The organism is Geodermatophilus sp. SYSU D00684 (assembly GCF_054050455.1).
The window spans coordinates 142,925-168,590 of sequence record NZ_JBJGZI010000008.1 but is presented as its reverse complement, the minus strand read 5'-3'; the positions used below and the strand labels follow the sequence as shown (position 1 = coordinate 168,590).

The 25,666-nt window shown below is 76.0% G+C and carries 25 protein-coding genes and 1 tRNA gene; 10 read left to right on the top strand and 16 right to left on the bottom strand.

Features of this window, described 5'->3' with window-relative positions; all coding sequences use genetic code 11:
- Nucleotides 1-79: 79 nt before the first annotated feature.
- From pknB to ACI79L_RS08005, 7 genes are all read right to left on the bottom strand, one after another.
- On the bottom strand, nt 80-2,035 hold the full coding sequence (gene pknB, locus ACI79L_RS08035) for a Stk1 family PASTA domain-containing Ser/Thr kinase (protein ID WP_456936271.1): 1,956 nt from the start codon (nt 2,033-2,035) through the stop codon (nt 80-82).
- A gap of 136 nt (nt 2,036-2,171) precedes the next feature.
- Complete coding sequence (locus tag ACI79L_RS08030) at nt 2,172-3,986, bottom strand: protein kinase domain-containing protein (RefSeq protein WP_456936270.1); 1,815 nt, start codon at nt 3,984-3,986, stop codon at nt 2,172-2,174.
- Nucleotides 3,986-5,428 carry a peptidoglycan D,D-transpeptidase FtsI family protein gene (locus tag ACI79L_RS08025; protein WP_456936269.1) on the bottom strand — a complete coding sequence of 481 codons (1,443 nt, stop codon included), beginning with the start codon at nt 5,426-5,428 and terminating at the stop codon, nt 3,986-3,988. Before ACI79L_RS08025 ends, ACI79L_RS08030 begins: the two co-directional genes overlap by 1 nt.
- Nucleotides 5,425-6,837 (bottom strand): FtsW/RodA/SpoVE family cell cycle protein, encoded by a 1,413-nt coding sequence (locus ACI79L_RS08020; RefSeq protein ID WP_456936268.1) that lies wholly within the window; start codon nt 6,835-6,837, stop codon nt 5,425-5,427. Before ACI79L_RS08020 ends, ACI79L_RS08025 begins: the two co-directional genes overlap by 4 nt.
- Nucleotides 6,837-8,258, bottom strand: a complete 1,422-nt coding sequence (locus tag ACI79L_RS08015) for a PP2C family protein-serine/threonine phosphatase (RefSeq protein WP_456936267.1) — start codon at nt 8,256-8,258, stop codon at nt 6,837-6,839. The genes ACI79L_RS08020 and ACI79L_RS08015 overlap by 1 nt, the downstream gene beginning before the upstream one ends.
- Nucleotides 8,259-8,325: 67 nt before the next feature.
- Nucleotides 8,326-8,787 carry an FHA domain-containing protein FhaB/FipA gene (locus ACI79L_RS08010; protein ID WP_387988658.1) on the bottom strand — a complete coding sequence of 154 codons (462 nt, stop codon included), beginning with the start codon at nt 8,785-8,787 and terminating at the stop codon, nt 8,326-8,328.
- 13 nt (nt 8,788-8,800) lie between these two features.
- Nucleotides 8,801-9,622 (bottom strand): FhaA domain-containing protein, encoded by an 822-nt coding sequence (locus ACI79L_RS08005; RefSeq protein WP_456936266.1) that lies wholly within the window; start codon nt 9,620-9,622, stop codon nt 8,801-8,803.
- A gap of 176 nt (nt 9,623-9,798) precedes the next feature.
- Between ACI79L_RS08005 and ACI79L_RS08000 the strand changes: the two genes are divergently transcribed.
- Nucleotides 9,799-9,881: transfer RNA gene (locus ACI79L_RS08000), tRNA-Leu, on the top strand.
- Nucleotides 9,882-9,942: 61 nt separating this feature from the next.
- Here the strand turns inward: ACI79L_RS08000 and ACI79L_RS07995 are convergent.
- The 3 genes from ACI79L_RS07995 to ACI79L_RS07985 are packed head-to-tail and all read right to left on the bottom strand — an operon-like array spanning nt 9,943 to nt 13,277.
- The gene (locus ACI79L_RS07995; protein ID WP_456936265.1) at nt 9,943-10,581 is read right to left on the bottom strand and encodes a response regulator; all 639 of its coding nucleotides are present in this window, start codon (nt 10,579-10,581) and stop codon (nt 9,943-9,945) included.
- A 15-nt stretch (nt 10,582-10,596) separates the two neighbouring features.
- The gene (locus ACI79L_RS07990; RefSeq protein WP_456936264.1) at nt 10,597-12,525 is read right to left on the bottom strand and encodes a histidine kinase; all 1,929 of its coding nucleotides are present in this window, start codon (nt 12,523-12,525) and stop codon (nt 10,597-10,599) included.
- Nucleotides 12,526-12,560: 35 nt separating this feature from the next.
- Nucleotides 12,561-13,277 (bottom strand): hypothetical protein, encoded by a 717-nt coding sequence (locus tag ACI79L_RS07985; protein WP_456936263.1) that lies wholly within the window; start codon nt 13,275-13,277, stop codon nt 12,561-12,563.
- 128 nt (nt 13,278-13,405) lie between these two features.
- Between ACI79L_RS07985 and ACI79L_RS07980 the strand changes: the two genes are divergently transcribed.
- Nucleotides 13,406-13,624: a hypothetical protein gene (locus ACI79L_RS07980; protein ID WP_456936262.1), complete on the top strand. Its 219-nt coding sequence runs from the start codon at nt 13,406-13,408 to the stop codon at nt 13,622-13,624.
- Between the two features lie 18 nt (nt 13,625-13,642).
- Here ACI79L_RS07980 and ACI79L_RS07975 read toward each other — a convergent pair whose 3' ends face one another.
- From ACI79L_RS07975 to ACI79L_RS07965, 3 genes are all read right to left on the bottom strand, one after another.
- Nucleotides 13,643-14,038 carry a nuclear transport factor 2 family protein gene (locus tag ACI79L_RS07975; RefSeq protein WP_456936261.1) on the bottom strand — a complete coding sequence of 132 codons (396 nt, stop codon included), beginning with the start codon at nt 14,036-14,038 and terminating at the stop codon, nt 13,643-13,645.
- 71 nt (nt 14,039-14,109) lie between these two features.
- Entirely contained in the window at nt 14,110-14,547 is a 438-nt protein-coding gene (locus ACI79L_RS07970) for a DUF1707 SHOCT-like domain-containing protein (RefSeq protein ID WP_456936260.1), read from the bottom strand.
- Nucleotides 14,548-14,643: 96 nt separating this feature from the next.
- On the bottom strand, nt 14,644-15,807 hold the full coding sequence (locus tag ACI79L_RS07965) for an acyl-CoA dehydrogenase family protein (protein WP_456936259.1): 1,164 nt from the start codon (nt 15,805-15,807) through the stop codon (nt 14,644-14,646).
- A gap of 98 nt (nt 15,808-15,905) precedes the next feature.
- Here ACI79L_RS07965 and ACI79L_RS07960 point away from each other — a divergent pair, with 98 nt between their 5' ends.
- A complete protein-coding gene (locus ACI79L_RS07960) occupies nt 15,906-16,493 on the top strand; it encodes a TetR/AcrR family transcriptional regulator (protein WP_456936258.1) in 588 nt (195 codons plus the stop codon).
- Complete coding sequence (locus tag ACI79L_RS07955; RefSeq protein ID WP_456936257.1) at nt 16,490-16,963, top strand: GNAT family N-acetyltransferase; 474 nt, start codon at nt 16,490-16,492, stop codon at nt 16,961-16,963. The genes ACI79L_RS07960 and ACI79L_RS07955 overlap by 4 nt, the downstream gene beginning before the upstream one ends.
- Before the next feature lie 357 nt (nt 16,964-17,320).
- Here ACI79L_RS07955 and ACI79L_RS07950 read toward each other — a convergent pair whose 3' ends face one another.
- On the bottom strand, nt 17,321-18,499 hold the full coding sequence (locus tag ACI79L_RS07950; RefSeq protein WP_456936256.1) for a DUF222 domain-containing protein: 1,179 nt from the start codon (nt 18,497-18,499) through the stop codon (nt 17,321-17,323).
- Between the two features lie 225 nt (nt 18,500-18,724).
- On the opposite strand from ACI79L_RS07950, the gene ACI79L_RS07945 reads away from it, so the two are divergent.
- Entirely contained in the window at nt 18,725-19,648 is a 924-nt protein-coding gene (locus ACI79L_RS07945; protein ID WP_456936255.1) for an aldose epimerase family protein, read from the top strand.
- Nucleotides 19,649-19,655: 7 nt separating this feature from the next.
- Nucleotides 19,656-20,360 (top strand): MOSC domain-containing protein, encoded by a 705-nt coding sequence (locus ACI79L_RS07940; protein WP_456936254.1) that lies wholly within the window; start codon nt 19,656-19,658, stop codon nt 20,358-20,360.
- A gap of 26 nt (nt 20,361-20,386) precedes the next feature.
- Here ACI79L_RS07940 and ACI79L_RS07935 read toward each other — a convergent pair whose 3' ends face one another.
- Entirely contained in the window at nt 20,387-20,803 is a 417-nt protein-coding gene (locus ACI79L_RS07935) for a hypothetical protein (protein ID WP_456936253.1), read from the bottom strand.
- Between the two features lie 175 nt (nt 20,804-20,978).
- Here ACI79L_RS07935 and ACI79L_RS07930 point away from each other — a divergent pair, with 175 nt between their 5' ends.
- The 4 genes from ACI79L_RS07930 to ACI79L_RS07915 are packed head-to-tail and all read left to right on the top strand — an operon-like array spanning nt 20,979 to nt 24,622.
- Nucleotides 20,979-21,194: an RNA-binding S4 domain-containing protein gene (locus ACI79L_RS07930; protein ID WP_456927759.1), complete on the top strand. Its 216-nt coding sequence runs from the start codon at nt 20,979-20,981 to the stop codon at nt 21,192-21,194.
- Complete coding sequence (locus ACI79L_RS07925) at nt 21,191-22,645, top strand: RNB domain-containing ribonuclease (protein WP_456936252.1); 1,455 nt, start codon at nt 21,191-21,193, stop codon at nt 22,643-22,645. The genes ACI79L_RS07930 and ACI79L_RS07925 overlap by 4 nt, the downstream gene beginning before the upstream one ends.
- On the top strand, nt 22,642-23,838 hold the full coding sequence (locus ACI79L_RS07920; protein WP_456936251.1) for a pyridoxal phosphate-dependent aminotransferase: 1,197 nt from the start codon (nt 22,642-22,644) through the stop codon (nt 23,836-23,838). The genes ACI79L_RS07925 and ACI79L_RS07920 overlap by 4 nt, the downstream gene beginning before the upstream one ends.
- Nucleotides 23,839-23,860: 22 nt before the next feature.
- Nucleotides 23,861-24,622: a nitrilase-related carbon-nitrogen hydrolase gene (locus tag ACI79L_RS07915; protein ID WP_456936250.1), complete on the top strand. Its 762-nt coding sequence runs from the start codon at nt 23,861-23,863 to the stop codon at nt 24,620-24,622.
- Here ACI79L_RS07915 and ACI79L_RS07910 read toward each other — a convergent pair.
- On the bottom strand, nt 24,619-25,569 hold the full coding sequence (locus ACI79L_RS07910) for a DUF2382 domain-containing protein (protein ID WP_456936249.1): 951 nt from the start codon (nt 25,567-25,569) through the stop codon (nt 24,619-24,621). The two genes, ACI79L_RS07915 and ACI79L_RS07910, sit on opposite strands and share 4 nt — an antisense overlap.
- Nucleotides 25,570-25,666: the final 97 nt, after the last annotated feature.

The window sequence follows — 25,666 nt, the reverse complement described above, 5'->3', positions numbered from 1 at the left end:
CCGCCGGCGTGTTGCGCCGGCCGAGCTTGGGGCGCCCCCCCGCCGCGGGGGCGCCCCCCGCTGTCTCGACCGCGGTCGCTCAGATGGGGGTGCTCGGGTCGCCGTCCAGGCCGCCGGGGGCGGGGCTGCCCGTCGTCGGCGTCGCCGTCTCGCGGGCGACCAGCAGGGTGACGGTGCCGTCCGGCGCCACCGTCTGGCCGGGCTGCGGGTTGCTGCCGACCACGGTGCCGTCGGCCTGGCCGGGGTCGGCCTCGGTGTCCTGCACCGAGATCGTCCCGGTGAAACCGGCGGCGGCCAGCGTCTGCCGGGCCTGCCCCTCGGTCTGCCCCACGATCGTCGTCGGCACGGTGACCTCTGCGGCGCCGCCGGACACCTGCAGGGTGATCGGCTGGCCGGCGGACGCCTGCTGGCCGGCGGCCGGGTTCGTCCCGACGACGGTGCCGGCGGGCTCGGCGGAGTCGACCTCGGTCACGGTCAGGTTGGTGAAGCCCGCGCTCCGCAGCGCCTCCTGGGCGGCCTCCTGGAGCTGGCCGGCCACGTCCGGGACCTCGTCCGTGCCGTCGGAGACCGACAGCGTCACGGTGGTGTCCGGGGCGACCGCGGTCCCCTCCTCGGGGTCGACCGCGACGACGGTGCCCTCCTCGGCGAGGGAGTCGACCTGGTCGGAGTTCACGTTGCCCTCGAAGCCGGCGTTCTCCAGCGCCGTGCGGGCCCGGTCCTCGTCGAGGTCGACCACCTGCGGCACGGTCACCGTGTCCGGGGCGACGCCGACGGTCAGGGCGACCTCGCTGCCCTCCTCGACCTGCGCGCCGCTGTCGGGGTCGGTGTCGAGCACCGTGCCCACCTGGGTCTCGTCCGAGACCTGCTGCTGGGTCACCTGCTCGGCGACGGTCAGGCCGGCCGCCTCGATGGCGGCCCGGGCGTCGGCCTCCTGCTGCCCGACCAGCCCCGCGGGCACGGTCACCTGCGCGGCGGCCGGGGGCTGCTCCTCGTCACCGCTGTCGACCAGCAGCGCCACCCCGACGACGGCGCCGATGAGCACCAGCGCGCCGACGACGAGCGCGACCACCCGGTTGCGCCTGCGCCGGCGGGCGACCGCGTCCTCGTCGTCCCAGCCGCCGTCGCCGTACGCGGGCGCGGCGCCGAGGATGGTGGTCTTCTCCTCGTCGCCCATGACCGGGGTGGCCTCGACCCGCTGACCGGCCAGGGCCCGGAGCAGGTCGTTGCGCATCTCGGCGGCCGACTGGTACCGGTTCGCCGGGTTCTTGCTCATCGCCTTCATGAGGATGGCGTCGAGCTCCGGCGGCACGGCCGGGTTGATCGAGGACGGCAGCCGCGGGTCCTCGCGCACGTGCTGGTAGGCGACCGAGACCGGCGAGTCGCCGGTGAACGGCGGTGCGCCGCAGACCAGCTCGTAGAGCAGGCAGCCCAGGGAGTAGACGTCCGAGCGGGCGTCGACGGCCTCGCCGCGGGCCTGCTCGGGGGAGAGGTACTGCGCGGTGCCGATGACCGCGGCGGTCGAGGTCATCGTGGCGGCCGAGTCCGACACCGCCCGGGCGATGCCGAAGTCCATCACCTTGACGGTCCCCTGGGGCGTGATCATGACGTTCCCGGGCTTCACGTCGCGGTGCACGATGCCGTTGCGGTGGCTGAAGTCCAGGGCGGCGCAGATGTCGGCGGCCAGGCTCATCGCCCGCTCCGGCTGCAGCACACCCTCGCGGCGCAGCACGTCGCGCAGCGTCTCGCCCTCGACGTACTCCATGACGATGTACGGCGTCGCGCCGCTGGTCGTCCGGTCCTCGCCGGTGTCGTACACCGCGACGATCGACGGGTGGTTCAGCGAGGCCGCCGCCTGCGCCTCCCGCCGGAAGCGCACCTGGAACGAGGGGTCGCGGGCCAGGTCGCTGCGCAGCACCTTGACCGCCACCTCGCGGCCCAGCCGCAGGTCGCGCCCGCGGTGCACCTCCGCCATCCCGCCGCGGCCGAGCACCCCGCCGATCTCGTAGCGCTCGCCGAGCACCTGGGGGGTGGTCATGCGTGGTCCTCTCGGGCGGTGCTCTGGTGGGTCGCGGGCGTCCCCGGGCAGCAGGGAACGCCGGGAGCGCGCCCGGTTCCGGCGGTCACCCTAACGGGCGACGCCGCCCGGTCCCGGGCGGCGCGAGGGAGCGGCGTCACGCCGGCGGGTCCTGGGCGACCACGTTCGCGGCGCCGGGCGGCTGCAGGCCCTGCCCGTTCGTCGAGGCCCCGGCCTCCTCGCTGACCGTCGGCTCGGTCACCGGCGGCGGCGGTGCGGTGGTGCCGGGCTGGGTCACCGGCGGGCTGTCCGTCGTCGGCTCGGGCGCCTGCGTCGTGGTGGTCGGTGCGGGCGCCTGGGTGGTGGTGGTCGGTGCGGGCGCCTGGGTGGTGGTGGTCGGCGCGGGGGTGTCCTCGTCGCCGGAGCCGCCGTCGTCCTGGCCGCCGGAGTCGTCGCCGGTGTCCTCGGGCTCCTGCTCCGGGGTGTAGTCCTCCTGAGCCACGTACAGGGTGACGGTGGAGCCGCGGGGGACCGGGATGCCGTTGGGGTCGACGGCGGCGACGTCGCCGGCGCGGAGCTCGACGCCCGCGGCCGCCAGCTGGTCGGCGTCGGCGTCGGCCCGGGTCACCTCGAGGCCGGCCTCCTCCAGCTCGGCCTGCACGTCGTCGGCATCCGCGCCGATGTACTGCGACGCGGCGGGGATGTTGACCAGCTGCTGCGTCGCGCTGGCCGAGCCGCTGGCCGAGGACGTGCTCGCGGAGGGACCGGCGGTGGTGCCGTCGCGGTCGTCCCCGCCGCCCAGCAGCAGCCAGGCGCCGGTGACCAGCCCGGCGACCACCAGCAGGGAGACCAGCACCCACACCCACCGGCGGCTGCCCCGGCGCGACGCGGCGCCGTCGTCCCACCGCTGCTCGTCGCCGTCGACGGGCGGGCCCTGCAGCGGGGGCATGCTGCGCGCACCGGCCGCGTGCCGGCCCCCGGTGCGCGGGCCGGCGGCCGCGGCGCCGAGCGCGGCGCCCGCGGCCGCCCCGGTGAGCGGGCCGCCGAGGACGCGGGTGCCCTCGCCGTCGACCTCGGGGATGACCTCGGTCCGCGCCGCGGCCATCGTCCCGGTGGCCGACGTCCCGGGCGCCGAGCCGCCGGAGGCGACCGAGCGGATCGCCGCGCCGAAGGCGGCGCCGTCGGTGAACCGGTCGGCCGGGTCCTTGGCCAGCGCGCGCTCGACGAGCAGCCGCACCGGCGGCGGGATGTCCCCGGGCAGGGGCGGCGGCGGGCGGTTGATGTGCGCCAGCGCGATGGCCACCTGCGAGGTGCCGTCGAACGGCCGCACGCCGGTGAGGCACTCGTAGCCGACGACGCCGAGGGAGTAGACGTCGGAGGCGGCGGTGACCTCCATGCCCTGGGCCTGCTCCGGCGACAGGTACTGCGCGGTGCCGACCACCATGCCCGTGCGGGTCAGCGGCGTGGTGTCGCGGGCGCGGGCGATGCCGAAGTCGGTCAGCTTCACCACGCCGTCGGGCCGGACGATGAGGTTGCCCGGCTTGATGTCGCGGTGCACCACCCCGGCGGCGTGCGCGGCCGACAGGCCGTCGGCGGCCTGGCCGAGGACGTGCAGCGTCCAGTCGACCGGCAGCCGCCCCTCCTCGTGGAGGATCGTCACCAGCGGCTTGCCCTCGACCAGCTCCATGACGAGGAAGGCCAACTGGCCGTTGCCGCCGTCGGCGCTGGTCTCGCCGTAGTCGTAGACCGAGGCGATGTTGGGGTGCGACAGGGCCGCGGTGTGCCGCGCCTCGTTGCGGAACCGGGCGACGAAGCTCGGGTCGCCCATGTACTCGCTGCGCAGCACCTTGGCGGCGACGACGCGGTCCAGGACACGGTCGCGCGCCCGCCAGACCTCACCCATGCCGCCCGTGGCGATCGGCTCGGTGATCTCGTAGCGGCCGGCCAGGATGGTGCCGGTGGACAGGGCCATCAGCCCCCCTGACCCTCGAGGTAGGCCTCGATCACGTCGCGCGCGATCGGGGCGGAGACGTCGCCGCCGGTACCCCCGCCGTTCGCCACGAACACCGCGACGGCGATCCGCGGGTCGTCGGCCGGGGCGAACCCGATGAACCAGTTGTGGTCGGGCCCGGCGTTCTGCGCCGTCCCGGTCTTGCCCGCGACCTCGACACCCGGCACCTGCGCGCGCCGGCCGCTGCCGTTCTCCACGACGCTGACCATCATCTCGGTGAGCTGGTCGGCGACCTCGGGCGTGACCGGCTGGGAGAACTCCTCCGGGTCCGACCGGTCGATGACGGTGAGGTCGGGGGCGCGCACCTGGTCGACGAGGTAGGGGGTCATCAGGGTCCCGTCGTTGGCCACGGCCGCGGCGATCATCGCCGCCTGCAGCGGGGTGGTCCGGACGTCGCGCTGGCCGATCGAGCTCTGGCCCAGCGCCGCCTCGCTCTCGATGTCGCCGACGCTGCTGCCGGCGACCTCCAGCGGGATCTCGATGCCGTCCCCGGTCATCCCGAACGCCTCGGCCATCTCCCGCACGCGGTCCTCGCCGAGGTCGATGCCCAGCTGCGCGAAGGCGGTGTTGCAGGAGATGGTCAGTGCGTCGATCAGCGACTGCTCCTGGCTGCTGCTGCAGGAGGACCCGTTGAAGTTCTCCAGCGTCGTCGACGTGTCCGGCAGGGTGAGCAGGTCGGGGGCGGGGACGACGGTGTCCGGGGTGTACTCGCCGGTCGCCAGCGCGGCCGCCGAGACGATCACCTTGAAGATCGAGCCGGGCGGGTAGTTGTCCTGGGTCGCCCGGTTCAGCCGCGGGTCGGTCTCCATCGCGTCCAGCTGGTCGGCGTAGGCGCGGATGGCGGCGGGGTCGTGGCTGGACAGCTGCCCGGGGTCGTAGGTGGGCGTGCTGGCCATGCCGAGCACCGCGCCGGTGGACGGGTCGAGCGCGACGACCGCGCCGGTCACGCCCTCGAGCCCGGCCATCGCGGCCTCCTGGACGGGGGCGTCCAGGGTGAGGACGACGTCGCCGCCGGCCGGGTCGCGGCCGGTGAACAGGTCGGCCAGCCGCCGGGTGAACAGCCGGGCGTCGGAGCCGGTGAGCACGTCGTTGGCCGCGCGCTCCATCTGGGCGCTGTTGTAGAGCAGCGAGTAGTAGCCGGTGACCGCGGCGTACGTGCCTCCCTGCGGGTACTGCCGCAGGTACTCGAGCGTGTCCTGGGTGGGGACCGACAGGGCCACCTCGGTGCCGTCGACGACGATCGAGCCGCGCTCGCGCGAGTACTCCTCGGTGAGCACGCGGGTGTTGCCCGGGTCCTCGCGCAGCTCGTCGGAGCGCACGACCTGGATGTAGTTGACGTTGACGATGAGCAGGGTGAACAGCACCAGGACGCTGATCGCCACCCGGCGCAGCGGCGCGTTCACGTGGACACCACCTCGGTCGGGGCGTCGCCGAAGGCGGCCTTGGGGGGAGCGGGCGGGGTGGCCGGCCGGCGGGCGGCGTCGCTGATCCGCACCAGGATCGCGACCAGCCCGAAGTTGGCGACCAGCGAGGACCCGCCGTAGGCGACGAACGGGGTCGTCAGCCCGGTCAGCGGCAGCAGGCCGGTGACCCCGCCGAGGACCACGAACAGCTGCCAGGCGACGGCGAAGGCCAGGCCGCCGGCCAGGAGCTTGCCGAAGGCGTCGCGCACGATCAGGGAGGTGCGCAGGCCGCGCTCGACGAGCACCAGGTAGATGACGATGACGGCGACCAGGCCGAACAGGCCCAGCTCCTCGCCGAGCGCCGAGGCGATGAAGTCGCTCTTGGCCACCGGCACCTGGTCGGGGCGGCCGCCGCCGAGCCCGGCGCCGAACAGCCCGCCGGTGCCCAGGCCGAACAGCGACTGGACCAGCTGGTAGCCGCCCTCGTCGCGGTAGGCGAAGGGATCCAGCCAGGTGTCCACGCGGACCCGCACGTGGCCGAAGAGCTGGTAGGCGAGGAACGCGCCGCCGGCGAACAGGCCCAGGCCGATGAGCAGCCAGCTCGCCCGCTCGGTGGCGATGTAGAGCATCACCACGAAGATGCCGAACAGCAGCAGCGAGCTGCCCAGGTCGCGCTCGAAGACGAGCACGAGGATCGACACGACCCAGACGACCAGCACCGGGCCGAGGTCGCGGCCGCGCGGCAGCTCCAGGCCCATCACCCGGCGGCTGGCCAGCGCCAGCACGTCGCGCTTGTCGACCAGGTAGGCGGCGAAGAAGACGATCAGGCAGATCTTGGCGAACTCACCGGGCTGGATGCTGAAGCCCGCGACCCGGATCCAGATCTTGGCGCCGTAGACCTCGGAGACCGACGCGGGCAGCACCGCGGGCAGCGCGAGCAGCACCAGGCCGATCAGGCCGAGGGTGTAGGCGAAGCGGGACAGCAGCCGGTGGTCGCGCAGCACGACGACGACGGCGACGAACAGCGCCACGCCCAGGGTCGCCCACAGCAGCTGGACCGGGGCGTCCTCGCGGGTGGCCTCGCCGTCCTGCAGGCCGGCGAGGTCGAGCCGGTGGATCATCGTCAGCCCGAGGCCGGTGAGCACCGCCACCGCGGGCAGCAGCAGCGGGTCGGCGTAGGGCGCGAACCGGCGGACGACGAGGTGCACGACCAGCCAGAGGGCGGTGAACCAGCCGCCGAAGGTCAGCAGGTCCGCGCGCAGCGAGCCGGTGACAGTGACGTCGACGATGCACTGCGCCGCGAGGGTGATGAGGACGGCGAACCCGAGCAGTGCGAGCTCGGTGTTGCGCCGCCGGGGCGGGACCGTGCCCGGCGCGGGGGCGCGCGGGTCGGTCGAGGGGCCGCCCATCACTCCGCCTCCCGGCAGTCCACCCCCGGCTCGGGCGACGACGACGGGGAGCCCGACGTCGGCGCGGCCTCGGTGCTGCTGCCCGTCGCCGACCCGGAGGGCAGGGCCCCGGCGTCCGGGGAGGGCAGCGCGCCGTCAGGGAGCGGCGACAGCGAGGCCTCGGCCGACGGGGGAGCGTCGTCCGAGGGGGTGGGGGGTTCGGCGTCGCAGGGCGGCAGGGTCGCGTCGTGCAGGTCGCCCACGATGCGCTGCGCGTCGTCGGCGTCGCTGGCCTCGATGCCCTGCCGCACGCTGTTCTGGTCGTAGGAGGACAGGTCGTCGAGCGCGATGTCGGTGACGTCGTCGACCCGGTAGAGGTCCAGGCCGAGCAGGGCGGTGTCGAAGCCGCGGTAGACCGCGACCCGCTCGCCGCCGTCGGCGGCCGCGACGCCCACGAACCAGTGGGTGAGCACCCACAGCCAGGTGGCGATCGCGCCGGCCGCCAGGACCAGAACCGTCCCCACAGCGACGAACAGCCGCCGCCGAGGGCGGCGGCGGTCGGGGGGAGCGGCGGCCGTGGAGCTGTTCGTCGGTGGTGGCGGAGGAGGGGGCGGGGGGTCGGCGAGCGCCGCCCGGCCGGCCGCCGAGCGGGGGTCGACCTCGCGCTGGCCGCGGTTGTTGCCGGCCGCGCCGTCGACCACCGGCTCCATGGAGGTGCCCGTGCCGGAGTCCTCGACGACGTCGGCCACGATCACGGTGATGTTGTCCGGGCCGCCGCTGCGCAGCGCCAGCTCGACGAGCCGGTCGGCGGTCGACTGCGGGTCGGGGTCCTTGAGCGCCTCGGCCAGCGTCTCCTCGCTGACCACGCCGGACAGGCCGTCGGAGCACAGCAGGTAGCGGTCGCCGGCGCGGGCCTCGCGCATCGACAGGTCGGGGTCGACGTCCTGGCCGTTGAGCGCCCGCAGCAGCAGCGAGCGCTGCGGGTGGTGGTTGGCCTCCTCGGGCGTGATCCGCCCGTCGTCGATGAGGGTCTGCACGAACGTGTCGTCGTGCGTGATCTGGGTGAGGACGCCGTCGCGCAGCAGGTAGGCGCGGGAGTCGCCGACGTGGCACAGCGCCAGCCGGCCGCCGGCGAACAGGACGGCGGTGAGCGTGGTGCCCATGCCCTCCAGCTGCGGCGACTCGCGGATGACCTCGCGGAGGTGCTCGCTGCCGTCGAAGACCGCCTCGCGCAGCGCCTGCAGCATGTCGCCGCTGGGCGCGTCGTCGTCGAGGTGCTCGAGCGCGGCGATCACGACCTTGCTGGCGACGTCGCCCGCGGCGTGCCCGCCCATGCCGTCGGCCACGGCCAGCAGCCGGGGCCCGGCGTAGACCGAGTCCTGGTTGTTGCCGCGGACCAGGCCGCGGTCGGAGCGGGCGGCGTAGCGCAGCGCGAGGCTCATCGGGACCTGCTCACGTCTGGTCTGCCGCTCCCCGTGGTCGTCTGCGTGCTCGTGTGGAGGGTGCCCATCAGCGCAGCTCCAGGGCGGTCTGGCCGATGCGGATCGGCTGGCCGGGAGCCACGAGCAGCGGCCCCTGCACCCGCTGCTGGTCGAGGTAGGTGCCGTTGGTCGACCCGAGGTCCTCGACGTACCACTGCCCGCTGCGGTTGGTCAGCCGGGCGTGCCGGGAACTGGCGAAGTCGTCGGTGAGGACGAGCGTCGAGTCGTCGGCGCGGCCGATGAGGATGGGCTGCTCCCCGAGGGTGATCTTCGTCCCGGTCAGCGGACCGGCGGTCACCACGAGTGTCCTGGGGCCGCGTCCGCGCTTGCGGGCGGGGGTCGCCGCGGCCCGGGGCGGGACCGAGGCGACCCGCCCCGTCCGGCCGCCGAACAGGTCGGCGCGGACCACGCGGAACGCGGCGAAGATGAACAGCCAGAGCAGCAGCAGGAACCCGAAGCGGAAGACCTGCAGCACGATCTCGGCGGTCACGGCCGGCTCCCGTTCACGCGCCGTCCTGCCGGTAGACCAGCACCGAGTGGCCGATGCGGATGACGTCGCCGTCGGACAGCGCCTGCCGGCTCACCCGGCGGCCGTTGACCAGCGTGCCGTTGGTCGACCCGAGGTCCTCGACGACGGCGGTCCCGTTCTCCAGGACGCAGTCGGCGTGCTTGCGGCTGACGCCGGTGTCGGGCAGCCGGATGTCGGCGTCGGTGCCGCGGCCGATGACATTGCGGCCGGTGCTGAGCTCGTGCCGGGTGCCGGGCCCGTCGACGACGAGCACGTGCGTGACGCCCGGGCGGGAGCCCGCGCGGCCGGTCACCGAGGGGTGCTGCCGCCCGGTGTCGGTGGCGACGCGGCCGTGCAGCGGCGGCAGCGGGGGGACCGCGCCGGAGCCGTGCAGCGGCGGCGCCGGCGGGACGGCGGCGGAGTCGGCGCGCGAGCCCGGGCGGGCGGGGTCGGCGACGTGCGAGCTGACCTCGAACACGCCGGTCGGCAGGGCGTCGTCGCGCTCGAGGCGGACCTGAACCTGGCCGAAGACCTGCCAGCCCTCGTCGTCGATGTGCTCGGAGACCATGTCGGCGAGCTCGGAGGCCAGCTGGCCGGACCACTCGGCGAGGTTGTCGTAGTCGGTGGGGCCCAGGCGGACGTCGTAGACGTTGGGCGCTAGCACGCGGCCCTCGCCCATGACCGACTTCTGCTCGTCGGCCTCCCGCTGCAGGGCCTTGGCGATCTCGGCGGGGTGGACCTTGCCCTTGAAGATCCGGGCGAAGGCGAAGCCGACCATCCCCTCGAGCCGTCGCTCGAAGCGCTGCAGCACGCCCACAGTCGCTCCTCCACGCTCGCCCGTACAGGTGATCCTCGACTGATCGTAGCCGGGTGGTTGCGTCGCGACCGGCCAGGAACGCGTGACACCCCCGGGTCCGGCCGGCGCCGCCGGGCCCGGGGGCGGGACCCCTCCGCCGGGTCCCGTCGGTGGGCTGCTACTGTCTCTCCTCGCCAGGGCAAGTGGCGGAATGGCAGACGCGCACGGTTCAGGTCCGTGTGTCCGGAAGGACGTGGGGGTTCAACTCCCCCCTTGCCCACCCAGTCGAACGGCCCCCGGGATCCCCGGGGGCCGTTCCGCGTTCCGGGGCGGAACGCCGGTCAGCGGGGCCGGCCCAGGCCGGCCTCGCGTGCCCGGACCACCGCCTCGGCGCGGTCCCGCACCGCCAGCTTCGCGAAGATCGACGTCACGTTGTTGCGGATGGTCTTCTCCGACAGGTACAGCCGGTGGGCGATCGCGGTGTTCGGCAGCCCGGCGGCGATGAGGTCGAGGACCTCCCGCTCGCGGTCGGACAGCTCCGGGAACGGCTTGGCGACCACCCCCGACCCGGCGGTGAAGAAGGCCCGCAGCCGCCGCGCCACCTCGGCCCCGTACACGCCCTGACCGGCGGCGACCGACTCCAGCGCCCGCCCGATCTCGGCCTGGCCGGCGCCCTTGAGCACGTACCCCAGCGCGCCGGCCTGCACGGCCGCGAACACGGCCTCGTCGTCGGCGACCATCGTGAGCACCAGCACCCGGGCCTCCGGCCACTGCTCCACCAGCCGCCGGGTCGCCTCGATCCCCGACAGGCCCGGCATCTGCACGTCCATCAGGACGACGTCCGGGCGCTCCCGCAGGGCCGCCGCGACGGCCTCGGTCCCGTCGGGTGCCTCGGCCACGACGTCGACGCCGAGGTCCTCGAGCAGGACCCGCAGGCCCTGGCGGAACACGGGGTGGTCGTCGGCGACGACGGCGCGCACGGTCTCCTCCTCGGATCAGGTGTGCAGCTGGCGGGGCAGGACGGCGCAGACGCGGGTGCCCGACGGCTCGGCCGGACCCACGGAGCAGGAGCCGCCCAGCTCGGCGGCCCGCTCCCGCATCGAGGACAGGCCGACGCCGGGGACCGGCCGCTCGGGCAGGCCGCGGCCGTCGTCGGTGACGGCCACCTCGACGGTGTTCCCGGTGACCCGGACGTGGACGGCGACGGTCTGCGCCGCCGCGTGGCGGACGGCGTTGTGCAGCGCCTCCTGGGCGATGCGCAGCGCGGCGACCTCGAGCGCGGCGGGCAACCCGGTCAGGTCCCCCTCGCCGGTCACGGTCACCCGCGGGCCGCCCTCAGCGAGCGGCGCCGCGCCGGCGCGCAGCGCACCGAGCAGCCCCAGGTCGTCGAGGGTCGGCGGGCGCAGGCCGTGCACCAGGCGCCGGACGTCGGCGACGGCGTCGGCGGCCTGGGTGCCGGCCGCGGCGACCAGCGTGGCGGCCCGGGCGGCGTCGTCGCGGCGCAGCGCGGACCCGGCGGTGTCCAGGGTCATCACCACCGCCGACAGCTGCGGGCCCAGGCCGTCGTGCAGGTCGCGCCGCAGGCGGCGGCGCTCCTCCTCGCGGGCGGTGACCAGCCGTTCCCGGGACTCGGCGAGGTCGCCGCTGAGCCGCACCGCGTACGCGGCCGCCGCCAGCCGCCCGGCGAGGTCGGCGAGCACCCGGTCGTCGGCGGGCTCGAACCCGGCCGCGGCCGCCCGCGGGGCCACGAGCAGCTCACCCACGGGCTCGCCGTGCAGCGCGAGCGGCACCCGGCGGGCACCACGGGGCACCTGCCCGGCCTCCTCGCGGACGACGGCGCCGCCGGGCAGCGGCACCTCGACCGCCGCCCCGCGCAGCCGCAGCCCCGTGGCCACCGCCTCCGCGCCCGCGTGCAGCGCCTGCCGGGGCGACGCGGCGGCGCCGAGGGCGGCGTCGACCCGGGTGAGCAGCGTGTAGGGGTCCCCGCGGTCGCCGTAGAGCAGCCGGTCAACCAGCCGCTGCACGTGCAGCCGGGCGGGGTGGAAGGCCAGCGCCACGGCGAAGGCGGCGAGGAAGGGAGCCCATCCCCGCCGGTCACCGAGCAGGGCGCCGGCCCAGCCCACCACCGCCGCGTACACCAGCGCGGTCAGCCCGAGCAGCACGCCGCCGACGACGGTGCGGTTGACCAGCAGGTCGATGTCGTAGAGCCGGTAGCGGAACGCGGCGACGGCGAGCCCGGCCGGCACGAGGAGCACGGCCAGCGACACGCCCCACCACGGCGCGAGGAACGTGGCCGCGATCGCGACCACGACGCCGTAGCCGGCCCAGGCCAGCTGCCGCCGCTGCACGCCGTCGGCCCGGCGCACCCGGACCACGAGCGAGGCGACGCCGGCGGCCACCAGCGCGCCCAGCAGCACGGGGAAGACGGGGACGCCGAACGGGTCGCCGATGCCGAGGGGCAGGGCCACGGCGGCGGTGGCGAGGACCGTCAGGGCCAGTGCCGCCGCGTGCGGGAGACGCCACCAGCCGGGCAGCGGCCGGCCGTGGGGGAGCACCTGCGGCAGCACCGTGGTGACCAGCAGCAGCGCGGGCACCCACACCCAGCTGCGGACCCAGCCGGCCGGCCCGGTCTGGCCCGCCGCGGCCCACCAGGACGTCGCGAGGACGTACGCCGAGGCCGAGCAGCCGATGGCCAGCAGCAGCCAGCCCAGCCGCCGGGCCTGCGGCAGCCCGGCGAGCAGGGCCCCGGCGACGGCGAAGCTCGGCCCGGCCACCGGCTCCGGGGTCCGGAAGAGCTGCGACAGCCAGTCCCCGCCGCGCAGGACGGGCAGGACCAGCGCGACGGCGGTGGCGACGACCGCGGCGACGGCGAGCAGCCGGGCCGCCGGGAGGGCGACCCGGCTGCCGCGCCGGTTCCGGTACATGTCCGGTGGACCGTAGGGGTCGGGGTCCCCGCGGGTCAGGAGGCGAGGCCGCGCCGTTCGCCCGAGCGGGCGAGGTGACCGGCGCGGGCGATGTGCACCGCGAGCCCCAGGGCGCCGGCCAGCCACAGCCAGTGCGGGTCGACCGGGCCGACCGCGCCGACGGAGAAGTCGAGCACGATGAACGCCAGCCAGGCCGCCGGGATCCACCGCGGGACGACGCCGGAGCGCAGCAGGCCCACCGTCAGCGTGACCATGCCCAGCGTCGTGCCGAGCAGGAAGGGCGCGAGGAACAGCGCCAGGAACACCGGGTGCGCCTCGGCGGCGTACAGCAGCGCCGCCGCGCCGTCGAGGTCGGCGGCCTGCGCGGCCGGCAGTTGCAGGTAGCCCGTGAGGTGGATGCCCACGAACCCCCACATGCCGGCCAGCAGCAGGGTGCCGGCGGCGATCGCGGTCCGCCGCATGCGGGTGGCCAGCAGGCCGGCGGCGGCGAGGAAGGCGATCGCCATGAACGGGATGGCGAGCGTGCCGGCGACCAGGCGGGTGGTGAACAGGGCGGTGTTCTCCCCGACCAGCGCGAGCTGGTCGACGATCGCCTCGGGGCGCTCCGGCAGGAACTGCACGAGGGCGGCCTCGGCGGTGTTGAGGACGCCGCCGACGACGAGGCCGGTGACGGCGAGCCGGCGGCCGACGGGGCCGAGGGAGCGCGCCGGGGCCGGCGCGGCGGGGACGGGGACGGGAGCGGTGGTGTGCACGCGAGGGACCTCCGGGTTCGGTGCGGCGGGTCGTTCCCGCCGGTGTGCACCCACCGTCTGCTCGGACACGTCCCGGCCACCCGGGAGCCAGGTCCCCTCCTGACCGGGACGCCTCCACGGCGTTCGTCGTGGCCCACGAGGCGGCGCTGCTGCGGACCGCCTACCTGCTCACCGGCGCCCGCGGCCACGCCGAGGACCTGGTTCAGACGGCGCCGGTCGGATGCACCGGGACGTTCACCCACCCGGTCCTCGAGGGACAGCGCAGCGACGTCGAGCTCGCGCAGGTCCACGCCGGCTGGACCGCGACCCTCGCCGACTGCACGGAGCGCGCGGTCGGCGAGGGGTGAGCGTCGCTCCGGCGGTGCTCAGGCGGTGCCGGCGGTCTCCTGCAGGAAGGCGGCGGAGTCGTAGTAGGTGCGGACGCCGGTGAGCAGGCCGTCGTCGGACCCGTCGCCCTCGATCACGGTGATTCCGCGGTAGGTGAACGGCTTCCCGTTGCGCAGCGTGCCGCGCGACTCCCACTCCAGCGCGGCCGTCTTCTCGCCGACCGTGCTCGAGGTGAACGTCGTCTCCAGGTCGCCGAAGACGGTGCGGTAGTCCTCCCAGAACCGGCGGGCGCCGTCGCGGCCGCGCGCCTCGTGGTCCTGGTTGAGCTTCACCAGCTCGGCGTCGTCGCCGGTGAGGTCGACCAGCGGCTGCGGGTCGCGCTCGGCGTCGAGGTGGTGCAGGGCGTCGGTGAAGCGCTCGGTGAGCGTGTGCACGGTGGTCCTCCGGGCTCTCGGCTGCGGTCCTTCGGGGCTACCCGGCCGGTACCGGACGGACCCGCACCGGTTCAGGCGGCCGGCCGCCGTCCGCAGCGCCGCTCGCCGAGGGTGCGGGCGAGCAGGACGACGCCCCACGGGCCGACGACCCACACCGGCCACGGGTAGACGAGGTCGCCGCTGCCCACCACGGACACCAGCCAGATGCCGACGACGATCACGCCGGTCACCAGCCAGCTCGTCCAGGCCGCGCGCAGGTCGTGCCCCCAGGCGCCGTGCCAGGCGCCGCCGTACGCGGCCGCGACGACCGGGCGGGGCGCCGGGCGGGCCGGGCCGGGCAGGTCCGTGGTCAGCTCGGCCAGCTCGCCGTAGGTCCGGGCGGCGTGTGCGCGGGCCGACCGGTCCTCGTACTCGGCCAGGGTCAGCCGGCCGTCGGCCAGCGACTCGTCGAGGCGGGTGACGACGGCGGCGCGGTCGGCGTCGGCGGCGAGCAGGTGCGGCTCGGGCATCTCGGGGCTCCTCGTCAGCGGGTGACCCGAGTCTTTCCCGGTGCGGCGGCCGTCACCATTGACAGACGTCACGAGTCGGCCGTGCGTCCTACACGGTCAGCCGTTCGCGGGCACGGCCTCCCGGGCCAGGTGCTTGCCGATCACCATCCGCTGGATCTGGTTGGTGCCCTCGAAGATCTGCATGACCTTCGCCTCGCGCATGTACCGCTCGGCGGGGTGGTCACGGGTGTAGCCGGCCCCGCCGAGCACCTGGACGGCGTCGGTGGTGACCTTCATGGCGGCGTCGGTGGCGACGAGCTTGGCGATGCTGGCCTGCCGCGAGTACGGCCGGCCGGCGTCCTTGCGACGGGCGGCGACCAGGTAGGTGGCGCGGGCGGACTCGACGGCGGCGGCCATGTCGGCCAGCAGGAACGCCACGCCCTGGTGGTCGACGATGCGCCGGCCGAAGGCCTCCCGCTCGAGGGCGTAGGCGACGGCGACGTCGAGCGCGGACTGGGCCAGCCCGACGGCGACCGCGCTGACGCCCAGGCGGCCGGAGTCCAGCGCGCCCAGGGCGATCGCCAGGCCGCGGCCGGGCTCGCCGACCATCCGGTCGCCGGGCACCGCGACGTCGTCGAGCCGGATCGCCGCGGTGGTGGAGCCCGTGAGCCCCATCTTCTGCTCGGGCGGCGCGGCGGACAGGCCGGGCAGGTCGGGGGTGAGGTGGAAGCAGGAGATGGCGCGGTCGCCGTCGTCGGGGGTGCGCAGGAAGGTCGTGTAGAAGTCCGCCTGCCCGCCGTGGGTGACCCAGGCCTTCTCGCCGGTGGCCACCCAGCCGTCCTCGGTGGTCTTGGCGGCGGCGCGCATGGCCGCGGGGTCGGAGCCGGCGTGCGCCTCGGACAGGCAGTAGGCGCCGAGCAGCCGGCCGCCGACCATCTCCGGCAGCCACTCCTCGCGCTGGGCCGGGGTGCCGAGCCGGTCGACCGGGCCGCAGGCGAGGGTGTGCACGCTGACCCCCAGGGCGACGCTGGCCCACCGCATCGCCAGCTCCTCGACCACCTGCAGGTAGACGGCGTACGGCTGACCGCCGCCGCCGACGTCCTCGCCGAAGGGCAGGCCGAGCAGGCCCGCCTCGCCGAGCAGGGCGAACACCTCCCGCGGGAAGCGCTCCTCGCGCTCGTACGCGGCCGCCTTCGGCGCCAGCTCGGCGTCGGCGATCTCGCGGGTGAGCGCGATCAGGTCGGCGGCCTCCTGGGTGGGCAGCTCTCGGTCGACGGCCACGGGGTCCCCCTCGTCGCGGATCAGCGGCAGTACCGAGGACGATACGCGGGTACTGCTGGGAGGTCAGGAGGCATGCTCTCCCGCCGGATGGAGGTGCCGTGACGACGACCGAGACCGGTGAGCGGCGGCTGACCGCGCGCCAGGCGCAGCTGCTCGACCAGCTCACCGAGGTGTTCCTCGCCGAGGGCTTCGCCGGGTTCACCCTGGAGGACCTCGCCGTCCGGCTGCACTGCTCCAAGACGACGCTGTACGCGCTGGCCGACAGCAAGGAGCAGCTCGCCGTGCGGGTGGTGCGGCACTTCTTCCGCCGGGCGACGGCCGCCGTCGAGGCGCGGACCGCCGGGGAGACCGACCCGGCGCGGCGGGTCACCGCGTACCTGGAGGCGGTGGCGGGGGAGCTGACCCCGGCGTCGCGGGCGTTCTACCGCGACCTCGAGGCGTTCCCGCCCGGGCGGGCGGTGTACGAGCACAACACCGCCGTCGCCGCCGAGCGGGTGACCGCGATGATCGCCGACGGCGTCGCGGCCGGCCGGTTCCGCGAGGTGCACCCGGCGCTGGTGGCCGACACCGTCACCACGCTGATGTCGCGCATCGGCCGCGGCGACACCGCCCGCGCCACCGGCCTGGACGACGCCGCCGCCTACCGGGAGCTCGCCGCGCTGCTGCTGCACGGGATCAGCCGGTGACGGTCGTGCTCGAGCCCGCCGCCTGGGACGACGACGAGGTGCGGCGGCTGACCTCCGCGCAGCAGGCCGAGCTGCGGGCCCGCTACGACGGTGACAGCGAGCCGGGGACGCCGCCGTCGGCCGCGGACGTCAGCGTCGTCCTGGTCGCGCGGGCTCCCGACGGGACGGCGGTCGGCTGCGGCGCGCTGCGCGCCCTGGGCGATGACGTGGCCGAGGTCAAGCGCATGTACGTGGCGCCGGAGGCCCGCGGGCGGGGCGTGTCCAAGGTGGTGCTGGCCGGGCTGGAGGCCGCGGCCCGCGAGCGCGGCTGGACGACGCTGCGGCTGGAGACCGGCCCGCGCCAGCCCGAGGCGATCGCGCTGTACGAGGGGGCGGGCTACCGTCCGATCCCCGCGTTCGGCGCCTACGTGGACGCCCCGGGCGCCGGGTGCTCGCTGTACTACGAACGGGACCTCGCCGGCCGCGCGTGAACCCGATCCGGCGCACCGGACATGGAGGGGTGTGGCCGCCTCACCGCCCGCGTCCGGCTCACCACCGGTCGTCACCGCCCTCGCCGCGCACCGGCCGGCCGGCCCGCCGCCGGACGCCGTCCCGCTGCACGCGCTGCCGTCGTCGCTGCCGACCGGCGACGGGGGGGGGGGCAGCCGCCGTTCTGGACGCTGATGGGGCAGCTCCCGGACGGCCGGTTCTTCCGCCTGCTCGCCCCGCAGGCGCTGACCCGCGAGCAGGTGCTGCAGATCGGTGAGCGGGTGACCGCAGCGCCCTGACGGCGCGCAGCCCGGCACGGCCGTCCGCTCGCAGCGGGCGGCCGTGTCCGGGCGCGGAGGTCAGGCAGCGGGCGCCAGCGGTGGTGGCCGCAGTGGTGCCGGCACGGTGATCTCAGTGCCGTCGGGGCGCCAGGTGCGCCATCGGCCGTCCGGTTGTCGCTCGACGCGGAAGCCGTGGTGGACCTCGGTGTGGTGGCGTTCGCACAAGAGCGCCGACTTCTCCAGCGAGGTCTCGCCGCCGTCGAGCCAGTGCACCAGGTGGTGGGCGTCGCACCACCAGGTCGGGGCGTCACAGCCGGCGAAGACGCAGCCGCCGTCCCGGACCTCTGCGGCGCGGCGGATGCCCCGGGTGGCCAGCCGGTGGTCCCGGCCCACGTCGAGCGGCACGCCGTCGGGCCCCATGACCACCCGGGCGATCGCACCGTCGCAGGCCGGCCAGCGGGCCCGGGCGGCCGAGACGAGCGTGCCGGAGCCGAGCTCCGCGCTGCCCGCCCCGGCCACGAGGTCCTCGGCATCGACCTTCACGACGACCTGCGGCTTCACCCCACGCAGCACCGGCACCCCACCGGGGGCCAGCGCGTTGTCGGCGACCTGGACGAGAGCATCGCCCAGCCGCTGGGCGCGGGTGCGCTCGTCACCGGCGGGCCGGTCGGCCTGCACGTGGGCCTCGAGGGCGGTCTGCAGCTTCTCCCCGCCCACGGCGTCCAAATGGCCGCGGATGCTCAGCGACCCGTCGGCGTGCCGGGACAGCGTCAGCGACCGGCCCTCGGTCGGATCGGGCTCCGGCCCGTCGGGGTCGAGGTCGTTGACGTAGTGCTGCACCACCTGGACTAGATCGGCGTGCGCGCGTTCGACCGCGACTCCGGTGAGCACCGCGTCGATGACGGCCAGGTCCACGCCCTGCTCGAGAGCTGAGGCCAGCCGCTCGGGGGTCACGGCGCGGGCAGCTACCGCGACCTGCTCGGCCGACACCAGCCCGGCGGCGTGGGCCTCGGCCAGCGCCGGCAGATGCTCCAGCGCGCGGCCGTTGCGCACGAGCCGGGAGGCCTCCGCCGTCGACAGCCGGCAGTGCCCGCGCAGCCACGAGGCCATCGACTTCTGCCCGTCCCGCTCGGGCGCCTGCTGGTTCTCCGCGGTCCGCACCGCGCGGGCCAGCCGGGCGTCGATCCGGTTGCGCTCGGCGACCAGCGCGGCGACGTCGTCGAGGACGTCACCACTGCTCAGTTCACCCGAACACATGATCGAAGTCCAGTGGATCCGATGGCCTCGTGCAGTGCGAATCCCCAGGTCAGGAGGCTGTCCACAGATCTGGCGAGACCCTCGACAGAGCGGGAAGGGCGACCCGCGTGAGCGACAGGCCGGGCCGGGTCCGCCCGACCCGCCGCCGCCCCGTGCGGAGGGACGCCGCCCGACGCAGGACGAGGACCGCTGGGCCCGGCTGCCGGGATGTGGTGGGGTGAGCCGGTGAGCGTGCCGCCGATGACCGCCTGGCCGCAGACGGAACCGGCGGAGGTGGAGCTCGTCCGCGGCGACGCCCGCCTCGCCGTCGACCTGCGCGGCGGCGGGCTGCGCGCCCTCACCGCCGGCGGCTGGGACGTCCTCGACGGCTATCCCGCCGGCACGGTGCCCGTCGGACGGCGCGGCGGTGTCCTGCTGCCCTGGCCCAACCGGCTGCGCGACGGGCAGTGGACCTGGCAGGGGCAGCGGCTGCAGCTCGACGTCGCCGCGCCGGGCAAGCCCGCCGCGCACGGCCTGGTCACCTGGCAGCGGTGGGAGGTGCTGGCCCGCCACTCCGACGCGGTCACCGTCGGCACCGTCGTCGAGGCCCGCCCCGGCTACCCGTTCCGCCTCGCGGCCGCCGTCGACCACCTCCTCGCCGAGGACCGGCTCACCGTCACCGTCCGGGTCCGCAACGCCGGGGACCGGCCCGCGCCGTTCGGCGCCGGCATGCACCCCTACCTGTCGGTCGGGGCGGACGCCGACGGCGGCATCGGCGACGCCGAGCTCACCGTCCCGGCGCGCACCGCCCTCGACCTCGACGGCGGCCTGCCCACCGGCACCCGCCGGCCCTTCGACGGCGCGGTCGGCCGGATCGGCGAGCGCGCCCTCGACGACGCCGTCACCGACCTCGACCGCGACGACGACGGCTGGGCGCGGGTCCGGCTGCGCGGCGCCGCGGGCACGCTCGAGCTCGCCGTCGACCGGGCCTGGCCGTGGCTGCAGGTCTACAGCGGCGACACGCTGCCCGAGGGCCAGCGCCGGCGCAGCCTCGCCGTCGAGCCGATGACCTGCCCGCCGAACGCGCTGGCCGACGACGCCGACCTCGTCGTCCTCGACCCGGGGGAGACCTGGTCGGGCACGTGGACGCTGTCCTGGACGGCGGCCTGAGGTGCGGGTGCAGGAGCTCTGGCGCTACCCGGTGAAGTCGCTGCAGGGCGAGCGGCTCGACGCCGTCGACGTCGGTCCCGAGGGGCTGGCCGGCGACCGCCGGTGGGCGCTGTTCGACCGGTCCACCGGCTTCGGCCTCACCGCCCGCCGCGTCCCGGACCTGCTGTTCGCCTCCGGCCGGCTGCGCGCCGACGGCGGCGTGGAGGTGGTCCTGCCCGACGGCACGGTCACCGCCGACGACGCGGTCCTCTCCGACTGGCTCGGGAAGCCGGTGGCCCTGCGCACGGCGGAGGCCGTCCGGGGCCCGCGGCAGTACGAGGACCCGGTCGACGACGAGGACGGCGGCCCGTGGGACGCCTGGGAGGGTGCCTCCGGCGCCTTCCACGACAGCTCGCGGATCCGCGTCTCCCTGGTGTCCACCGGCACGCTCGGCACCTGGGACCGGCGGCGGTTCCGCGCCAACGTGCTGCTCGACGGCGCGGGCGAGGACGACCTGGTCGGGTCCACGGTGCGGCTGGGCACCGCGGTGCTCGACGTGCTCAAGCCGGTCAGCCGCTGCGTCATGGTGACCCGGCCGCAGCCGGGCGGCATCGGCCGCGACACCGGCGTCCTCAAGACCGTGCACCGCGAGCACGGCGGCACCCTGGCGGTCGGCGCCCTGGTCCCCGTGCCCGGCCGGGTGGCCGTCGGCGACGCGCTCGTCCCGGCCTGAGCCCGGGAGCCGGCGCGGCGGGCGGCCTACGAGGACGCCATCTGCCCCGGCAGCTCGATCCCGCGTTCCCGCGCGAACCGCACGATGTTCGGCATCATCACCGCCATCTGCTCCCGCGCCTCCTCGGTGCGGGTGAAGGCGACGTACTCCGTCCCGGCCGACGCGAACGGCGTGTGCCCGGGCTCGATGACGAACGCGTCCCCGGCCTCGAAGACCTCCTCGGTCCCGTCGGCCCTCCGGATCCCGAACCGTCCGGAGAGCACGTAGCCCACGTGGCTCGCCTGGCACATGTCGTCCGGCGCGCCCTGGAAGAACGGCGCGTAGTCCATGTCGGTGAGGTCGCGCTCGATGGTGACCGTCCAGTCCCCGGCCTCCTGCTCGTGGGCGTCCACGTAGCCCGGGAAGGTCTGGTGGGGCGCGGTCGACCTCGACACCTTCGGCATGTCCTGCTCCCTCCTCGTGGCGGCCGGCGCCGCGTCGGTCCGGCAGGGCTCCGATGCTGGACGGGGCCGGGCCGCCTCCCCAGGGGCCGACGGCCCGCGCCGGTACCGCCCTTGATCCCGGCCCGGCGGGCCGTCGGTGACGCGCCCGTCCCCGCCTGAGGGCACGATCGACGTCGTGCGCACCGTCGAACTGCGTCCCGGTGAGGACTCCATCCGCCTCGGTCAGCTGCTCAAACTCGTCGACGCCGTGCCGACCGGCGCCCAGGTCAAGGACGTGCTGGTCACCGGCGCGGTCCGCGTGAACGGCGAGCCCGAGGACCGCCGCGGCCGGCAGGTGCGCCGGGGCGACGTCGTCTCGATCGAGGGTGCCGAGGACGTGCGCATCGCATGACCGACGGCGCCGGTTCCACGTGGAACCGCTTCCCGCTGGCGCTGCCGCGGTGGCCCGACGCCGCCCCCGCCGGGCCGGACTTCGCCGCGATCCGCGCGGAGCACGACGTCCCCGAGTCCTTCCCGGCCGCCGTGCTCGCCGAGGCCGAGCGGGTCGCGGCGGCCCTCCCGCTGCCGGACGAGGACGCCACCGCCCTCCCGCTGGTCACCGTCGACCCGCCGGGCAGCCGCGACCTCGACCAGGCGGTGCACCTGGCGCGGGAGGACGGCGGCTACGTCGTCCGCTACGCGATCGCCGACGTCGGCTCGGTGGTGGCCTCCGGCGGGGCGCTCGACGTCGAGGCGCGGCGCCGCGGCCAGACCCTCTACAGCCCCGACCGGCGCACCCCGCTGCACCCGCCGGTGCTCGGCGAGGACGCGGCCAGCCTGCTGCCGGGACAGGACCGCGCCGCGGCGCTGTGGACGATCCGGCTCGACGCCGACGGCGAGGTGCGCGGCGTCGACCTGCGGCGGGCCCGCGTCCGCAGCCGCGCGCAGCTGGCCTACCCCGACGTCCAGGCGCAGGCCGACGCCGGTACCCTCCCCGACCCGATCGCCCTGCTGCCCGAGGTCGGCCGGCTGCTCGAGCGGCGCGCGGCCGACCGCGGCGCCATCGAGCTCGGCAGCCCGGAGCAGCAGGTGGTGCGCGGCCCGGACGGCGGCTGGACGCTGGTCGCCCGCGCGGATCTGCCGGTCGAGGGCTGGAACGCGCAGGTCTCGCTGCTCACCGGCCGGGTCGCGGCCCGGCTCATGCTCGACGGGGGCGTCGGCGTGCTGCGCACCCTGCCGCCCGCCCGGCCGGAGGACGTCGCGCGGCTGCGCCGGCTGGCCCCCGCGCTCGGCGTGCGGTGGCCGGGCGGCGCCGGGCCGGGGGAGGTCCTCGCCGGGCTCGACGTCACCGACCCCCGGCACGCGGCCTTCCTCGAGGAGGCGGCCGCCCTGCTCCGCGGCGCGGCCTACACACCCTTCGACGGCGCCCCGCCCAGGCAGACCGGCCACGCCGGCGTCGGCGCCCCGTACGCGCACGTCACCGCCCCGCTGCGCCGGCTGGTCGACCGGTTCGCCACCGAGGTCTGCCTCGCCCTGGCCGCCGGGCGCGAGCCCGACCCCGCGGTGCGCGCCGCGCTGCCGGAGCTGCCCGGCCTCATGGCCGCCTCCGACCGGCGCACCCGGGCGGTCGAGCGGGCCGCCGTCGACGCCACCGAGGCCTGGCTGCTCGCCGGCCGGGAGGGCGCCCTGTTCGACGCCGTCGTGGTCGACGCCGACGGCGACCGCGGCACCGTCGTCCTCGCCGAGCCCGCGATCCGGGCGCGCTGCACCGGCACCGCCCCGTCCGCCGGCTCCCGGGTGCGGGTCCGGCTCACCGAGGCCGACGTCGCCCGCCGCTCGGTCCGCTTCGAGGTGGCCCGGTGAGCCGCGAGCCGTACCTCGCCGACCGCCTGCAGGGTTTCGGGACGACGGTGTTCGCCGAGATGAGCGCGCTCGCCGTCGCCACCGGGTCGATCAACCTCGGCCAGGGCTTCCCCGACACCCCCGGCCCCGCCGAGGTGCTCGACGTCGCCCGCGCCGCCATCGGCACCACGGCCGACCAGTACCCGCCCGGCCCCGGCACCCCGGAGCTGCGGACGGCGATCGCCGCGCACGTGCAGCGCTTCCGCGGGCTCACGTACGACCCCGACACCGAGGTGCTGGTGACCGCCGGCGCCACCGAGGCGCTGACCGCCGCGATGCTGGCGCTGGTCGAGCCCGGCGACGAGGTGGTCCTGTTCGAGCCGGTCTACGACAGCTACGCCGCGGCGGTGGCCATGGCCGGCGGCGTCCTCCGGCCGGTCCCGCTGAGCCCGCCGCCGGCCGACACCGAGGGCGGGGTCTGGACGTTCGACCCCGCCGACCTGCGCGCCGCCGTCACCCCGCGGGCCAAGCTGCTGCTGCTCAACACCCCGCACAACCCCACCGGCAAGGTGTTCAGCCGCGCCGAGCTGGACCTGGTCGCCGAGGTGGTCCTCGGGGCGGGCCTGCTGCTGGTCACCGACGAGGTCTACGAGCACCTGGTGTTCGACGGCGCCGGGCACGTCTCCGCGGCGACCCTCCCGGGGCTGCGCGAGCGGACGCTGGTGGTCGGCAGCGGCGGCAAGACGTTCAGCACGACCGGCTGGAAGGTGGGCTGGGCCTGCGGGCCGGCGCCGCTGGTGGCCGCCGTCCGCACCGCCAAGCAGTTCCTCACCTACGTCAACGCCGGGCCCTTCCAGCCCGCGATCGCCGCCGGGCTGGCGCTGCCCGACGACTACTTCACCGGCATCGCCCGCGACCTGCAGCGCCGCCGCGACGTCCTGGTCGCCGGGCTGCGCGCGGCGGGCCTGCCCACGATCAGCCCGCAGGCCACCTACTTCGCGATGGTCGACGTCCGCGGGGTGCAGCCCGACGGCGACGGCCTGGCCTTCTGCCGCGCGCTGCCCGAGCGGGCGGGGGTGGTGGCGGTGCCCGCCGGCGTCTTCTGGACGGCGGGACACGCCGACCTCGGCCGCCACCTCGTGCGGTTCGCCTTCTGCAAGCGCGACGAGGTGCTCACCGAGGCGGTGGCCCGCCTGGGCAGGATGTCCCCATGAGGTCCGGCCGGGGAGGCGCAGCGTGAGGTTCGGCATCGTCCAGCACGACATCGTCTGGGAGGACCGGGAGGCCAACTACGCCCGGCTGGCGCCGCAGGTCGCCCGCGCGGCGGCCGCCGGGGCGGAGTTCGTGCTGCTCAGCGAGACGTTCTCCACCGGCTTCTCGATGACGCCGGGCATCGGCGAGCCCGAGGACGGCCCGTCGGCGTCCTTCCTGTGCGCGCAGGCCGCCGAGCACGGCGTCTGGGTGGCCGGCACCTGCCCGGAGGTCGCCCCGGGCGCGGACCTGCCGTACAACTCGTTCGTGCTCGCCGGCCCCGACGGCACGGTGCACCGCTACCGCAAGCTGCACCCGTTCACCCACGGCGGCGAGGCCGAGCGCTACCGCGCCGGCGACGGCCCGGTGACGGTGACCGTCGGCGACCTGCGGATCACGCCGTTCGTCTGCTACGACCTGCGCTTCGCGGACGTGTTCTGGGCCGCCGCCGAGACCACCGACGTCTACCTGGTGACGGCGAACTGGCCCTCGACCCGCCGGCACCACTGGACGGCGCTGCTGCAGGCGCGCGCCATCGAGAACCAGGCCTACGTGGTCGCCTGCAACCGGGTCGGCACCGGCGGCGACGGCCTGCACCACGCCGGCGACAGCCGGGTCGTGGACCCGATGGGCGAGGTGCTGGCCGCCGCCGCGGGTGGCGAGACGCTCGTGCTGGCCGACGTCGACCCCGCCGAGGTCACCGCCACCCGCAAGCGGTTCGCCTTCCTCGCCGACCGCCGCGGCTAGCGGACCTGCGGCAATCGCGTCTGGTCGACGACGATCTGCTCCCGCTGCACCTGCTCGCTGACCCGCTCCCTGCCCTGCACCACCTCGGTGGCGAGCCGGACCCGCTCGACCGGCACGACCTCGACCGACACCACCGGCCGCTCGGCGTGCAGCACGATCTCCGCGGGCAGGCCCCCGGTGCCGAGGCCGGTGCCGGTGCCGGCCCCCGGCGCCCCGGCGACGGGCGCCGTCCCGCCGGCGGGCTGCAGCGACTCGCCGGGGAGGTCGGGGGCGTCGAGGGGCACGTGCTCGACGCGGATCTCCTCGCGGCGGATCGGCACGGTCACCTGCACCTCCTCGGTGACCACGTACTTGACCAGCCGCACCCGCGTGGCGGCCACCTGCTCGGTGCCCACGCGCAGCTGCTCCTCGCTGCGGGTCATCGCGCCGTCGGCGGGCGGCGCGGCGTACCCGGCGGCGGGCTCCCCCTGTGGCGGCGGGGCGGCCTGCTCGGTGGTGGTCCGCGCCGTGGTGGCCGGCGGGGGGACCGGCCGGGTGGGCGTGTCCGCCACCGCCGCGCCGGTGACCGGCAGGCCGGTCGCGGGCCCGGTCGCCGCGGGCGTCCCCGGCTGCCCGGCCGCGACGTCGGGCGCCGCGCCGGCCGTCAGCCCGTAGTGCTGCCGCAGCGCGGCCTCCTCCTCCGGGCCGAGGTGGTCGCCGCCCAGGTGCGGGGCGGACCGGACGGCGTCCTTGTGCACGGGCACGCTCAGCACGCCGTCGTCGAAGGTCGCCTGCGTGGCCGGGACGATCGAGTGCCGGGTGCCGAACAGGCCGGTGCTCACGGCCACCCAGGTGGGCGCGCCGGTGCGGTCGTCGACGAAGAAGCTCTCGACGGTGCCGATCTTCTCCCCGTCGGGGCCCTGGACCGTGCTCCCGATCGCCGCGGACAGGTCTCGCTCGCTCAACACGGTGCTCGCCTCCTCCGTCGACACCCCGGCTGGCGTCGTTTCCGCGGGGGAGTGCCCGTACCGGTGCCTTCCGACACCCGGACGCCTACGGTCGTGC